Genomic DNA, 15,628 nt, shown 5'->3' on the forward strand with positions numbered 1-15,628 from the left:
CAAGGATTTCCCATTATGGCCTTTCTCAACCGCAGGGATATACTGGTAGGATTTGGAGCGGGACTGCTATTTGCAAGTCGAATAAAGGCTCTCCATGCAGCAAATCCGCGTAATCTGGATGAAAAACCTAAATTTGATACCTCTCCTTTTCAGTTGGGCATTGCATCTGGTGACCCCTCCCCTGATGGGTTCGTAATCTGGACACGTCTAGCTCCCAATCCGCTCCATCTTGATGCTGGCATAAAACATAACCGGCCCATGCTGGTAAATTGGGAAATAGGAGAAGATGAACGTCTCTCGCGGATTGTGCGTAAAGGACAGGCGTTAGCACATCCAGAACTGGCACATTCTGTCCACGTAGAAGTGACAGGTTTGAAACCCGATCGTCCCTATTGGTACCGGTTTCATATTGCGGGTTATGACAGCACAATTGGGCGCAGTCACACATTCCCACAATTCAACGCCTCTCCAACCCGTGTCCGCTTCGCTGCCGCAGGCTGCCAACATTATGAAGAAGGCTATTATACCGCATGGCGCCACATCGCCAACGAACCGGTTGATTTTGTTTTCCATTATGGTGACTACATTTATGAAGGAGGAGATAAAAAGGACGGCATACACACTCTCAACGGCCGGCCATTTAAGGCACTCCGACGACATATCGGACCTGAATGCTATTCCTTAGACGAATATCGTCGCCGTTATGCGCAGTACAAAACAGACGAAGATTTACAAGCTGCCCATGCCGCTGTTCCGTGGATTGTGACATTTGATGACCATGAAGTAGATAACAACTGGGCTGGCGATAGCGATCAGTACGGCACACCTCCTGATATTTTTCGTCTACGGCGAGAGTCCGCGATGCAGGCTTACTATGAACATATGCCACTGCGCCTTAGTTCCTTGCCTGATGGAAGTCATATGCGAATATATCGAAACCTTCGTTATGGTGACCTGATGAATACTTTCGTTCTGGATACACGCCAATATCGTAGTGATCAGGCATATGCTGACCAGACAGCAACACAAGGTGCTGATGTCTGGTCTCCAAGCCGCACCATGATGGGGGCAGAACAAGAACAATGGTTATTCGATGGTCTGGCACGCTCTGATACCAGATGGAACTTGCTGGCTCATCAAGTCATGATGATGAATCTGGCACATCGTAAATCAGATCATTCCGAACTTGTTTATAGTATGGATCAATGGTCTGGCTATATGTACAGTCGCAACCGATTGCTTCAATTCATTGAACAGCATTGTCCCGGCAATGTTGTAAACGTTACAGGTGACGCACATCGACATTTTGCCGGCAATCTTTCCTATGACACCGATCATATTAAGCCCGTCTCTGTCGAATTTCTGGCAACATCTATTTCCTCTGGATCTGATGGATTAGGTGATGATGATCATTTCAGCCGCTCGGTTCGTCGTGAAAATCCCCAATTGTTAGCAACGACAGATCAACGCGGTTATGTTGTATGTGATGTAGGACGTGACCTATGGACAGCTGATCTCAAAGTGCTGGACAAGGTTATGGAACAGAATGGAAATCTTTCTACCTATGCCAGTTTTGCGGTAGAACGCGGGAAACCGGTTTTACAAAAATCCTGAATGAAAAAGAGGATTATGCAGAAATCGGTATTCTTAATGCTTACTACATAAACATTCTGTTTATGTATAAATAGCTTTCTAAATCCATATGATTCTATATATCTCATTAAGAATCATATGGATTTTTATTAAATAAAACAAAATAATATTCAGTATTATATATTTCCAATATTTGTGACAGTTTGATGAAACATCCACCTAGATGATGAGGAAAGGTAATCCCCGATTGTCTACCTGTCATGACCACCTTTGGTGCAGACCTTTAGGAAACATGACATATGACAGCCCGCAACCTGTGTGCTTTTCGTTCATTTTTACTCTTAACCACAGGATCAGTGAGCTTGTGGGCTTCTCTCCTGTGTTCAAACGCAAATGCCACGTCAATCCATATTGCCAGCCAACCAATGGCACAGGCCTTAGAAGCACTGGGAAGGCAGACAGGAGAAAATATTGTCTTTACACCTGAACAGGTTGCCAATCTGAAAGCGCCAGCTGTTAATGGAAATATGACTTCTTCTGAAGCCATAAAACGCTTACTGAAGCGTACAGGCCTTAGGGTTGAAACAGTGCCAGATGGCGGTTTTATTATTCATCCGGCACTAACGGTTCCCAAAAAAACGGCACGGAAAACCTCCACCTCAGATCGCAGTCCGAAGGACGGGATCAATGATATCGAAAAAATGTTCGTTACAGGTCACCGAAAAAGCCAGAGCGAAAAGCGTACATCCAACATTATTATGGATTCCGTGGCATATGATCCTTTTGAAAATCTGGGCGGAGTTTCATCAGTTGCCCAATCGGTCATTCAATTACCCGGCGCAACAGGTATTACCGATGGGGACGAACCTCGTTACGTAAGTATCAGAGGGATCAGTCCAGACCTCAATCATACCACAATGGACGGCGTAACAATTGCTTCAATTGGGGAAAGTGGATCTGGCGGCACACGACGCGTTAATCTGCAAGATATTCCTTCTGAAATGACGTCACGCACCAATGTATACAAAAGCTTTACAGCAGAGCAGGACGGCGATGCCATCGGTGGTGTAATCGATATGATACCTATGAGCGCCTTCGATCATAAGGGACTTTATAAATACGTTGATGCATATGGTATATGGTCAAGCAAGCGCGGCGGTGTGGGCGCTAACGGTCTAGGGGGATATTCCCCTCATATGGGTGAAGGTGCCAAGGGCACGTTTTCCGACACATTTGGTAAAGATAAAGAATTCGGTATCGTCATGTCTATGCGGTACCAGAACCGCGCACGTAATACGACCAAGAACTGGCAAAGTTATTATTACGACAATATGGATGGCGCCAGCGACAGTACTCCTGATAGTTCATGGAATGGCCACGTTCGTCCAAGCCAGTATTCCACTGGGGAATACGCAAATGACGTCACCAATCTCGGCGGATCAGGTAAGCTAGAATGGAAACCAACTGGCAAAAACCTTAATGTATCACTTATGGGTTGGTCCTACGCCCGCTGGGAACATTCCGTAATGGACAAGGAAGATTATAATCTGAAGGATATGGGGATTGGCAGCGACAGCTCTGATATTCCCGTCAATAGCATGTATGTACGCCGTCGACAGAATGACTGGCATCGGCAAAACAGCGGCATTATTGGCCATGTCGACTGGCATAAAGATAAGCACAGCATTGTATTACGTGCCGGCTATACAATGGAGGACTACAGTGATTATCAACCATATATTGCCGCGCGGGCTTATCCCAAAAACCTGCTAGCCAGTTACTCAGGGTATCCAAATCAGGACTACATGTGGAGCCAGAGCGGCTTGTCAAATCCTTCTGCAGCCCAGACATCAACATGGAATCTCTATAATGATGGCTCTTACCAGACATGGGAAAAAGCATCGGAACGTATTCCGACTGTCCGCCTGGACTACGGATGGAACACCGATAAACACGACAAAGGCTTTGGCATAATGAGTGGTTTCCAGTGGCGAGAACTGACGCTGGACCACGATGAAGAACAGACTTATTATAACAGTAAAGAAAATTTCAGTAACCAGATGCTACAAACCGATCATGTGCCGTGGCTGAATACATATCCAGAAACATTTATTGGTCCAAATGGTTACAAATTTCCGTGGTCAACTTTAGTGGCAGATCAGAAAAAATCTTTATATAATAGCGGTATATCTAACTACAAATATCGCGAAAATATCTTTGATGGCTACGTCTCGATGCATTATGCGTGGAAAAACACGACACTGATTGCTGGTGTAAGAGCTGATGCAACGAACTACGCTGGCTGGACGCCGCAAATCAACAGCGCAGCTCAAACAGTTTCATCCGGTTACACAAAACAACCTGGATCTTACATCAACCCGTTGCCTTCATTTGATGCCGTGCATCACTTTCCACATGATGTCACAGTCCACGCTTCTTACAGTCAGTCTCTCGGTCGCCCTGCCCCCGGACAGATCGCCATGGCAGCATCTGAAAGTTGCGGCGATAACGATTCAGGAGGAGCAGATTGCACACTGACCATGGGGAATGCCCATCTTAAACCCCGCCGTTCCCACAACTTTGATGTTTCCGTTGATAAATGGTTCAACCGAGGAAACGGCATGGTGAGCCTGGCATTTTTCAGCAAATGGATCAAAGACGATATTATTACCAGTCGTGGTCTTTATACCCAGAATGGTACGAACTATGAGGTCATCAGCCCGATGAACGCCAACTCTGCAGATGTTATGGGGTTGGAATTCAATGTGGTAAATAGAAACCTACATGTTTTTAGCCAGATACTTGATCTACAAGCCAACGTGACATGGCTTCAAGGACATGAAAGTTATTCATCTGGTGGCACGACATACAAATATAACGCAATGATTTACCAGCCTAACTTTGTCGCAAATGGCATGCTCACATGGCATATTCCACAAATAAAAGGCGCACTTCGTACCACTGTCAATTATTCCGGGAAATATTTCACATCCTTTGGAGCAACCCCGGGTGCATCAGACGGATTTGGAAACTTTCTTACTTTCAACCTAGGTTTTTGGCATCAGATATTCCCGGGAATTACATTAAAATATGAAGTAATGAATTTAGCTAATTATCAACCGACCTATGTTACAGGAAACCATTTGCAATATGCCGATGAGCGGGACAATTATGGCCGCGCAGTCTATTTTCATGTAGTTTTCAACTAGATCGTGTTGAAAAAAGATATTTTCAGGCCTCTAGCATGAGATTCAAAACTGTTCTTTACGGCGCGCAGTGAATACGTGGCGACCTGACGGACAAAGAATGGACGATTATTAGCAATCTGCTGCCGGAACCTAGCCACTGGTTCCAGCTTGCACAGGATAATCGTCTGTTTCTCAACGGAATGCTTTGTGTTCTGCGCGTTGGTTGTCCGTGGCGGCACACATGGATGATGCGGCCGCGTGTTGGCAATCTGCTTTTCCTGTAAACTGAGCGGTTTCTGCCATTGTTGCCTTACTATCCGTCAGAACCACGGGTTCGATATCAGTTACGTTTGCTTCGAAAAAATGCCTGCAGAACCTCCCGGCTCATCTCTTTCCCTCCACAATGCCGAAAAACTGTTGGTCGTCCGGATAATTCCACATCCTACATTTCTTGGACACAATCACAGACCGGTTCACAACAGTGCCTCCTGAAAACTGCCGACACCAAGCATGAAACTTCCATTCGCCTTGGTCTCGAAATAGCACTTCACCTCTTCTGGTGAGACCTGTTGAAGGGAACAGATAGCCACAGCCTGCTCTAGAAAGGCCGTCCTTTCAGCAGGTGAATAATTTCCCTCATTCATCTTTACTGTGAAACACCGTATGATTGCCTGCATACCCTGCCGCGCTTTCTGAGTGAGGACACCGCGAGGTCTGATCGTAAGTTGCTCGCTCGCAACAGGCTAACAACAGGAGAACACTCATGAGCGATAAACAGCTAAGCCGTACGCCGGTGCCCGATCGGGCAGAGGAAAACGCCTTCTTTCCGTCGGAATATTCCCTGACTCAATACACGTCTTCAAAAACCGATTTTGATGGCGCCACCTATCCCAAGCCCTATACGGGAGGAAAGTGGAAAATCCTGATGATCGGCACTCAGGAAAGGTATCTGATGATGAAAGGCGGCGAGTTCTTCTCGACCGGCAATCATCCAGTCGAAATGCTTCTGCCCATGTATCATCTAGATGCGGCGGGATTTGAAATCGATATTGCGACCATTTCCGGCGATCCGGTCAAGCTCGAATGGTGGGCCTTCCCGCATGAAGATGAGGCCATCAAGTCAATCTACAAGAAATATGAAAAGCAGCTCAAAACACCAAAAAAGCTTGCTGATGTGATAGGCGAAGGTCTCACCGCTGAAACACCGTATCTTGGCGTATTCATTCCAGGTGGTCATGGCGTTCTCAATGGTGTGCCATTCAGCAAACAGGTCGGTGATATCCTGCGCTGGGCACAAGCCAACGGGCGCTTCACGATCTCGCTCTGTCATGGGCCTGCCAGCCTGCTGGCTACTGCAGTTGATGGCGGTAAGTTTGCATATGAAGGCTACGAGATGTGCGTCTTTCCAGACAGTCTGGATACCGGAGCCAATATCGACATCGGCTATATCCCGGGTTCGATGGCGTGGCTTGTCGGTGAAAATCTCCAGAAATACAACGTGAAAATCGTCAATACGGGAATTACCGGTCAGATACATCGTGATCGTCACCTGCTGACAGGTGATAGCCCGCTGGCATCGAACAATCTTGGCAAGCTGGCGGCTGAAGCCCTGCTTGAGGCTGCCAACAAATAAAACTGACTATGCGGTCGCAAGTGGATTTCATCGCTTGCGACCGAGAGGCTTGCCTACATGCTCCAGATGTATCCGCATGAAGTGAAGTTATGATGGTCGAGCCGTTTCACTGCGGAGTGTAACCATGACTGGTTCTGTCGCCGAGATCGCTTTCATGCACAACGGAAATCACATGCATTAGCCGCTTAAATCAGATAAAAAACGTTTCCATAAAACCCAGAGCAATTCATAACACATCCACAACACTTTTAAGCCTTACGCACCGCAATACAAAATGGCGATATTGGTATCCGAAAGCGTAAGCGGACAGGCTTGGTCAGCCAAAATCAGGTTAGGATCTCTACAGGCTTTTGAGGAAAGTATCGAAAACCTAACAGGGTACATGACTCTTTCAATTACAGCACCAGCAGAATATTCATTCTCGGTCGCGCCATGACAGAAAGCAAAAAGCCTACAAACATATTACCCCCAGCGGGAGCCAGACAAATCCGGCCATAATCTAGAATGAAAGGTCTGGTGGCTGCATGGGTCCTCCTTCAACGTAATGGCCTTGCGCCAGAACAAAGCCGGTCAGACCCATTGCCTGCTTCGTAACCCATTGTATTAATCGAACATGCTAGAATGGTCAGCTGCGCGACAAGCAAAGATCCTACCTGACAACCCATCATGCGGAATGCATTGAGACCAACGCGCTCTGAGGCGGAGTGGCTCATCATGACGGCCAGCGCACCATATGGCGTATTGATGCAGGAATAGATGGCACCAAACACGATATAGGTTACTCCGGCCCACACAACTTTCCCCTTAGGCGAAAGCGGTAGAGCCAGAAAGCACAGAAAACCCGTTATACTGAACGGAATGGCAAGGGAACGGATCAAGCGTAGCACAATCAGGCCGCCTATACGGTCAACAACATAGCCGATGGCCGGGTCGCAAAAAGCATCCACAACACGGGCCATCAGCAGTATCCATGAGACGGCAACCAGCGGCAGGCCATAGATATCTGTGTAATAATACATCAGATAGGATGACGTCATGCCCCACATCATGTTGGAGGCTGCATCACCATAGCCGTAGGCTATCTTTTCTTTTACGGAAAGCGCCTGCCCTTTTCCCATTATCTTGCTTTCCTGAATTTTGATGCCACGCCGAACATTGTTATAGGGTTATTAAGCGATTTGGCTCCTTCGAGTAACTGAGCCGGTAACGTCACATTAGTGGGACGACGTAATGACTGTACACAACGTCTGAATCTGTTTGCGTGACTGTCGGAACTTTTGCACTTTTTAATTTGAAATAATCTTATTTGAGAAAATAAAATCAAGCTATATGCATAGTAACAACTGATTTAGAACATCTTTTTCATAGGAAAGGGCTTTCCCGAAGAAGAGAAAGCCCTCTTTACTCGTAACTTAACAGAACGGGTTAAACAGACTGTTTCCTAATGTTAGATTTTAACTGCGTATTGCGTAGATATGGCCCTTTTGCACGGATAGTCATGCAGAGAAGGCCCATATTCCCTTTGGTAAGATCACCCAAAGGAAGCACCGCATTACCGTTTGTCCATGCGCAATCCGTCCAATCGGTATCATGCCAACCTTCTGGTTTGTCTGCCTGAAGATGCACTGTAATCGGATGCAGTTTTTGGGCTGTCATAAAATGCATGTCCGCTACAGCCACACCCATCCGACGTCGATCATCCACAAACGGTCCAATCACATCAGCCGGACGGTTGGCATGTGAAACAATACGCACAGACTGCGTATTGGCTGGCAGCATGAAGCTGTAGCGCTGACCTTCTTGCCGCACCGGACGAATAACTGCTCCTGCCTGTGTTACCAGATGCAAATTGGGATCTTCCGTTAATTCTGCCTGCTCTGTTGACACGGAACACCCAAACACAGTGTTTTCACGTGCTTTCAGCTTGTGAAATAGAGATTCTACAAAGGACCGCTCGACACACAGCGGAGCCCCCGCATTATCTTCCCAACTTTTGGCATTAATACGCAAAGCCGCGACTTTCCCTTTCTGGCGGAATGCGCGGCGATTACCCGTATCCAGATAGCTTTCAGTCAGCATGCCATCTGCAGTGATGACAGAATGCTGATCTGTTTCCACATGGTAGTAATCGTAGGAAATAATTGATTTATCATAGAAAATAGTCGAGCCATTTACCAGCATACGAACTGGCACAAGTCTGCCTTCAAAGAACAGACAATGTTCAGAAGTAATCAGCATGTCCTTGTATGGTACACCATCAGCAATGGCATCTTTAAGAACACATACAGGGTAACCTGCCTCGTCATCTGGCAGGCTTGGACGAACAATTGCATGTGCTTTGCCCACCCATACGACAGGACGTACTGTTTGCCCCCTGCCACAACCATTAAACGTAATAATTTCATCGCCGATTTGAATATCTTCAATAGCGATTTCTTCATTACGCGTTCTGATCATCGTGCCTGCCAGAAAGCATACGATGGAATCTGTTGAAGAATCCCAATAAAAATCCGATGGAGAAGCACCGCTTGCTAAAGTGACATATGAAACAAGAGGAGTAGAATCTTTATTGCCATCCAGTATCTGATATATTTTATTCCCATCAGAATCTTTATTTCCAGTATCTTGGAAATATATATTTGTATTATCATTATCTCCAGAAAAAGTAATATTATCACCAGGAGAGAGGTTTGTAATTTTATTATTTATATTAGTATTTGAAACTTCTAATGTTGACGTTTCTCCGTTACCAAGAGATCCAAAATTTATCTCAGTATTTCCATCACTTTTTTCATATGCCAACTTAGCTCCCGCATTAATGGTAATTGAACCATTTGGACTCCCCTCAAGGTTTGTTTTTACAATAAAGGACATTCCATTATTGATAGTAACATGAGATGACACATTGAGATTGTTTTTTATAATAACTGTGCCAGATCCTTCAAATGTCACATTACCGGTTATGGTTAAATCACTAATTTCTGTGCCTGGCAGATCTCCAGATACAATTGTATCATATTCGCTAGTGCCAAAACTATAATCGCCGCTTCCGCTACCGCCACTGGTCCATAAAACAGTTTTTGTTGACATTGCAAATCTCCAAAAATAACCAATTCTGATTTTATAGGATAGAAAACTACATCTCTTATGAGGTGAAAAACCACTTACTACTTTGTGTGTTTTTTGAAAATAACAAATTATGGGAAACTATAATTGCATAATAAAATAATTATTAACGAAATGCAAAAATGTGTATTATTATCAAACTTTTATTTGTATGTTAATATCATTATTGTCTTATTGGTTTTCAAAAAAAATATAGTTTCAATCACACTTAAACAACAAGAACAGAGCTAGCATTGCACTTACGTTTTATGATGAATCCTATGATAGAGAAGAAGGCGACTACAGGGTGTCCACTCGGCTTTTGTTGAGCCAACAGGTAGGTTGCTGCTGAGATTGCCATAACGCTTAGTCATCAATCTCAATCAGCGGTAGTATTCCACTGCGCAGCCTGCGCATACCGATTCCCCACATCTTGAATGCCTGAATGACCAGCTTTAGAATCCTGCCCAGTTCGGTCTGGCCGTACCTCCATTGTGCAGCCTGGGCTACAGACCAGCGTGGTGTGACGGATACGGGGCATGTGGAACGCAAAAAAGCGCGAACGCTGGTGTGCGTTCACGCTTTGATCCAAGATCGCAATTTGAGAACAAAATGATTTTTAAATAGCTGTTTCTCTGTTCTTTTTTCTGCATGCGCCTAACGACTTTACATGCGCCGTAAAAGCCCCTTCCGGCCCGTTACGGATACTTACCATCAACCGATGCAATGACTGCTTTAACCTCCAAGTAACGCCAAATTGCACTTCACCGAGTAAAGCTATCCGTTGTCCTGCAGAGAGAGACTTCTTTTCTCCTTCAGTCTCGGCCACAAATCAAGAAAGTGGACAGCTATCGACAAAGCACCTGCCGAATCTTGTTTAATCCGTTCTGCCTCTTCACGCAGCAGAGGAAAAAATTCGTCCACAAGATCCTTTCTGCTCACTGGTTTTATCATGTCCATGAGCAGAAAGGGGACTGCTAAGACAATGTCGTCACGGAGAACTTCTCCAAGACTCTAAAAGCTGAACTCCTGTAGCGGCATGCATGGATGGTGTGTCAGGAGCTTACGCAGCCTATTACACGCTACATCAAGATTTTTCACAACCCTCAGAAGCTGCATTCCACACTCCAATTGAAAAGCCCTCTGTCATGAGCGCAATGCCGCTTAACAGATAACCCATGGTCCAGAATTAAACCATGACACGTAAAGACATTTGCATGCCCAAGGCCGCGCGCTCCGGTGAGTGCTACAGTAATCTTGGTTTTTCAGCTTTGGAAGTTTCTGAATCATCCTTATATCTTCGAACCTGCATCCGTCATCAAGGATAACGATCAGTTCGCTCGACTTTAGATTCTCAACCACATATGTAAAAATTCTTTCTCAACATATGGGGATATGACAAGAACTCTTTGTGCCTTGTAGTTATCGCGCATCAGAAGGTTATGATGGCCCATAATTAGTTCGTGGTGCCTTCTTGATTTACTTCAGTAATGAAAAGTGTAAGGGAATGCATTATTTTTTATTATTCAGATATTTGATTTACAGATTAAAAGCATTCAGGCGGCACATAGGCCTCCAGCATATCCCTTACCATGGGGGAAAATGTCACTTCTTCTTTCCCGCCGGGGCCTGATATGGCCACAAAACGTCCATGCCGATACGCTACATGGCAAGTTTGACCATCTGAAAACGTCAGATCTAAAGTGGGATATACGCCGTGTCTGGAGACCGGCGTGCAGTTGATTTTGGTAAAGATGCTAGAGAGGCGTCTGTGTCTTTTCAGGCATTGGTAGAGAACATAAGTCCGTAATTCCACATGCCAGCTGCCATAAGTCGTTTTACTGAGCAAGTAGATATCGGGGTTGGCATGTCCCCAGTCATCTCTGCCAATACGGTGCTCCCTGCAGTAACGGAACACCTGTGGGCATGAAATCATTAAATTTCGCCAGTATTGTGGGCATGGATAGCCATGATATGTTTCTCCCCTGCTCACCATCGCTTTCATGTTCTTACGAATTATCGCCGCCAGTGCGCGCTTAACATCCCGAACCAGAATAGCGGCCGGTACCACAGGTAGAAGCAGGTCGACTGCGCGCACAAGGGTTGCAAACAGGCCTTCACCTTGGCTCTGGTCACACTGCCATTTGCTATCGCGCCTATTGATAACACCCAGCCAGTTCTGTGACCGTTCACTGTAACTGCGATGCTTCGGGCCGCACAGATTGTCCTTCCCTGCCGTATAGTCACCCAGTGTCAGCAACGCGCGCTGCAGTAGATAGCGCGGGCAGGACAGAATTGCAGGCCCAAGCAAGGCATGGAACAGAGCTGTATTGCGGATAAACTGCGCTCGGTCCGGGTAGCGCGCACTTTCGGGCCAGGACTGTTCCAGCACTGCCCATATTCGCCCGCGCAGGTAATCATGCTGTTCGCAAGCCGTAATAGCGGCTTCCCACGCCGGGTCAGTGTGGATCAACCATGCCTTGCAGCATTCTTCGTGCCACTGGTCGGGAGCAGCGACACTGCGGTCTGGCTCGCTGTCTGCGCCGGGCCTGGCGGCCATCCAGCCGTACAGGTCGACATGGTGTTCGGCCATCTCGCCCAAACGGCGGCAGATCCTTATGAAAGCCGATACATCGTCAATAGTGTGATTATAGACAAGATTATTCACTACACGCAGCCAGCGCTGGTAGGCCTGCGGATTGCCAACCGGGTCACCACCAGCATGAATGTAACCGGCCAGTGCATACAGTTGGGCCTGTACTTCATACCCTGTACGCAGTGCCAAGGCCGAGGGTAAAATTGCCGGGACCTCATTACTGGTGGATGCGTAAGTAAAGACCGGGTGCCGCACGCAATAATCTAGCAGGCGCGTGATTCGCTCCACGGTCAGACCATCAAACAGGCTGAAATTTTTCAGGGTAATGGGCGGATTGTAGTCGTTTGCCGTCCTGAGTTGCCTGATATAGACCTGCTCTTCGCGATTCTGTCGGTCAAAGGGCAGTGTGACAGTTTCACATGCGCGGTAAAATGCCATAAGCATGAAAAACCGCAGATAAAGTCTGTTATATTCATCAGTATGAGCGCAACCCTGCTGCCTGGCAATACTCCAGAAGAGGTCGGCCCATTGTGTATCCAATTGGTGCGCGAACTGGTCATCACCGGTCGAGTTGACGCCAAGGTGCCCGCACAACCCGGCCTTGAAGTTCTCGAACGCGCTTAGGCTTCTGCCACGTGCGTTCATACGGATATACAGATCATCCGTGAGTTTGAACGCTCCAATATCCAGAAACTGGAAGGTAATGCACGCCCCTATCCCGTCGCGACCAGTCAGGCGGTCGTACAAACCGGGTCCGCACTCGCCAAGACTGGTGTGCAGGTCATCAAGCATGGTCAAACAACCCGCAACCGTGGGGTCATCCTTCCATGCTAGGTGGAACCATGTCTGGTCGCGGATATGATCCGCCATACCCGTGCTAGCTGCAACTCCGGCCCACAAGCCGCACAACATGTGCTCCTGCACCATGGCATCAAAAAACAGCCGTGCGCTTTCGCGGGTGTTATAGGTCAGGCGACTGGTACCGCACGATGCAAAACGACTACGGAAATCTGCGCCTTCCCCTTCCTTCAGTGCCAGATACCAGTGCAGTAAGAACAGCGTGGTCAGGCGCTGCTGTCCATCAAGTACCGAAAAAAATGTAGACGCGCCCTGTGTGTGATGGACCGGAGGTCCGGCATCTGGACGCTCAGGGGAGGCATAGGCAGGCTGCTCCAAAGTGCCGTAAATGAAATCAAGGTCAAGCGGCAGGCTGCCGGGCCCGGCCTGCAAGGCATCCCTTATAACATGAAGAAAGTTCTGCCGCCGGAATTTTTCCCCATCCCTACCCTGTGCATAGTCGCGCTGGGCTACGGGAATGCGAAGAATGAAGTCCTGCGTGCCAAGCAGGTCGTATAGGCTCAGGGAACCGTTAGAGTTCATGACTTGACGCCATCCTTTTCCCCGGGGGCCAGAAACGCCGTGATGGTGTCGATGATGGCCTTCTGGTAGGCATTACGGTCAGTGTCGCGCCAGTACATCATGTCGTCAGTATCGGGGCTGTAATACTTCAGGAATACATTGGAGGTGCACAGCGGCACGAAGGTATCCGTTGCATCAAGTTCAAGTATACGTGCGCGCTTTATCGGGAAGATACTATCGCCGTAACTGCGGTTGGTACTGCGGTCGAGAAGGGTCAGGTTGCCAAGCGTGTCCTTGCCACCGTCATCTTCCCCTGCCGTATAACGGGCCGTCACGGCCCGAACCAAAGCGGCAAAGGCCTCCGCGTCCACGCTTTCCTTCGCCGCAAGGGTTGCTGCCTGCCTGTACAGATCGGTTTCGGCCGAATGTGTGGGACTTAGGAACCTACAGGCATATTGTAGCCATTTCTGGCTATCGTGCAGACGGCTGGCACTGCTGCTCTCGGCTACGGCGCTGATATGTTCCACATCCCAGTGTCCCGTGTTGTAAAGATCGAACTGAAAGCGAGTATTGACGCTTTTGTTATTGAGCAGTGTCGCAATATTAAAGAATAACAGGGTCCTGACCACTTCTGAGCGCGTTTTACCATAGCTCAGGTCCTCGACCTTGTGTTTACCTACCATGAGGGTGGTCTTATCTAACCGGAACCCCGTCCTGTTACGCAGCAGCGCGCGGAAAGCAGTGCGGGAATGGCAGTTGCGGTATGCTGCCCACAGTTCCGAAACAAGGGGATTGCGTTCCGACGGTTTTTCTTTCCTGATCGACCGTGTTGCTACCATGAAACCAACCAGATGGAAAATCGTACGGTCCCGGTACCATTCCTGCATGGTCAGGAAGCACGTCCGCACAGCCTGCCAACACTCTTCCCGCCTGCGCGCTTTCTTCCTGTATGTCTCCTGCAGCACGCGTGAATCGTCATCAAGTGCGGGTTCCGGCACTGACTCCACAGGTTCCAGTGCCAAGGCAAAGTTGAGAAAGGTGAAGTGCTCATCATGCGCGCTGATGGTATCGTTGTTCCACTGCTGCGCCACAAGATTCAGTATCAGTTCGATGCGATTGGCTTCCTGTGTGGTATTGCTCAGGAAAAACCAGAAATCATCAGCCTGCAGCACCCGTTCCATGTCATCCCATTGCTGGGCCAAGCGCTGCTGTTCCAAGCGATCCGCATCATTGGGGAAGTTGCTGTCACGCAGGAATAGTGCCTTGACCAGTTCGGCATTGGTCAGCGGAATCCGGCCCATATTCAGGCGGGTAAAGACAGTAATGGCATTTTCCTGGGCATCGACTTCGTACCAGATGATCCGGGCATTGGGTTCCCCCGCCTCCTGCAGCATGCGGGTTATAACTGCACAGGCTTCTGGCGTGTGTTTATCGCGCCATTGCGCCACCGCCTTGCGTGCCTCGAACATGTGGTAAAAATCAATGTTCGTATCGGCCCTGTTCTGCTGCATGCTGTTCAGGAATGCAGCACTATCCGGGCGTGTCTGGTATTCAATCATATAGGGTGCCGTAACACCTAGCGTGGTTAAAATGATGTGGATGGTGGTCAGGCGCTGCTGACCGTCAATCACTTCCCACGCTGCCGTATGCTGTACGTCAGACACGCGCCGCCTGACAATAACAGGTTGCAGGCAGTAAAAGTGCTGGCTGTCATTTACCCGGCCGAACTGCCACAAGTCATTCAGTAAATTTATGACATCCTGCTGCTCCCAGCGGTACCCACGCTGGTAATCAGATATAAAGAAGTGATAATTTTTCAGTTCTGAAATTGATTTTATGCACAGGGTATTTGTGCCAGACATATAAATAATTCCAAACCGGATTAAAAAATTTATATTATAATATATATCCTATCCCTTACCGAGGAACAAGAGCGCCTTATACCGTATCTGGGCATGTCACGGTTTAATTCTGAACCATGGTTTATCTGTTAAGTAGCATTGTGCTCATAATCCAGAGGACTTTTGGATTGGAGTGCAGAATGTAGCCTCTGAGGATTGTAAAATTATTAGTGTAGCATGTGACGGCCTGCTCGACCTCCTGACGCGTTATCCATACGTGCCGCTACAGGAGTTCGGCTTTCAGGATTTTGAA

General features: G+C 47.6%; 8 protein-coding genes and 1 pseudogene. 4 read left to right on the forward strand and 5 right to left on the reverse strand.

Going from position 1 to position 15,628, the window contains the following annotated elements:
* Nucleotides 1-15 precede the first annotated feature (15 nt).
* From EOV40_RS07330 to hchA, 4 genes are all read left to right on the forward strand, one after another.
* Nucleotides 16-1,614: an alkaline phosphatase D family protein gene (locus tag EOV40_RS07330; protein ID WP_128105525.1), complete on the forward strand. Its 1,599-nt coding sequence runs from the start codon at nucleotides 16-18 to the stop codon at nucleotides 1,612-1,614.
* A gap of 278 nt (nucleotides 1,615-1,892) precedes the next feature.
* Nucleotides 1,893-4,802: a TonB-dependent receptor gene (locus tag EOV40_RS07335; protein ID WP_128105526.1), complete on the forward strand. Its 2,910-nt coding sequence runs from the start codon at nucleotides 1,893-1,895 to the stop codon at nucleotides 4,800-4,802.
* Between the two features lie 119 nt (nucleotides 4,803-4,921).
* Nucleotides 4,922-5,065, forward strand: coding sequence for a hypothetical protein (locus EOV40_RS15520; RefSeq protein ID WP_408740519.1), 144 nt, complete (start codon nucleotides 4,922-4,924; stop codon nucleotides 5,063-5,065).
* 479 nt (nucleotides 5,066-5,544) lie between these two features.
* Nucleotides 5,545-6,414 (forward strand): glyoxalase III HchA, encoded by an 870-nt coding sequence (gene hchA, locus EOV40_RS07350; protein ID WP_128105527.1) that lies wholly within the window; start codon nucleotides 5,545-5,547, stop codon nucleotides 6,412-6,414.
* Between the two features lie 614 nt (nucleotides 6,415-7,028).
* Here the strand turns inward: hchA and EOV40_RS07355 are convergent.
* The 5 genes and pseudogenes from EOV40_RS07355 to EOV40_RS07375 form a co-directional block, all read right to left on the reverse strand.
* Nucleotides 7,029-7,532, reverse strand: a pseudogene (locus EOV40_RS07355) (MFS transporter); the annotation flags it as partial.
* Between the two features lie 307 nt (nucleotides 7,533-7,839).
* On the reverse strand, nucleotides 7,840-9,504 hold the full coding sequence (locus EOV40_RS07365; protein ID WP_128105529.1) for a Hint domain-containing protein: 1,665 nt from the start codon (nucleotides 9,502-9,504) through the stop codon (nucleotides 7,840-7,842).
* 381 nt (nucleotides 9,505-9,885) lie between these two features.
* On the reverse strand, nucleotides 9,886-10,071 hold the full coding sequence (locus tag EOV40_RS14980; RefSeq protein ID WP_167506832.1) for a hypothetical protein: 186 nt from the start codon (nucleotides 10,069-10,071) through the stop codon (nucleotides 9,886-9,888).
* Nucleotides 10,072-11,065: 994 nt separating this feature from the next.
* Nucleotides 11,066-13,495, reverse strand: coding sequence for a DUF262 domain-containing protein (locus tag EOV40_RS07370; protein WP_128105530.1), 2,430 nt, complete (start codon nucleotides 13,493-13,495; stop codon nucleotides 11,066-11,068).
* Nucleotides 13,492-15,336 carry a DUF262 domain-containing protein gene (locus EOV40_RS07375; protein WP_128105531.1) on the reverse strand — a complete coding sequence of 615 codons (1,845 nt, stop codon included), beginning with the start codon at nucleotides 15,334-15,336 and terminating at the stop codon, nucleotides 13,492-13,494. Before EOV40_RS07375 ends, EOV40_RS07370 begins: the two co-directional genes overlap by 4 nt.
* Nucleotides 15,337-15,628 lie beyond the last annotated feature (292 nt).

It is taken from the genome of Acetobacter oryzoeni (genome assembly GCF_004014775.2).
In the GTDB taxonomy this organism is placed as follows: Bacteria; Pseudomonadota; Alphaproteobacteria; order Acetobacterales; family Acetobacteraceae; genus Acetobacter; species Acetobacter oryzoeni.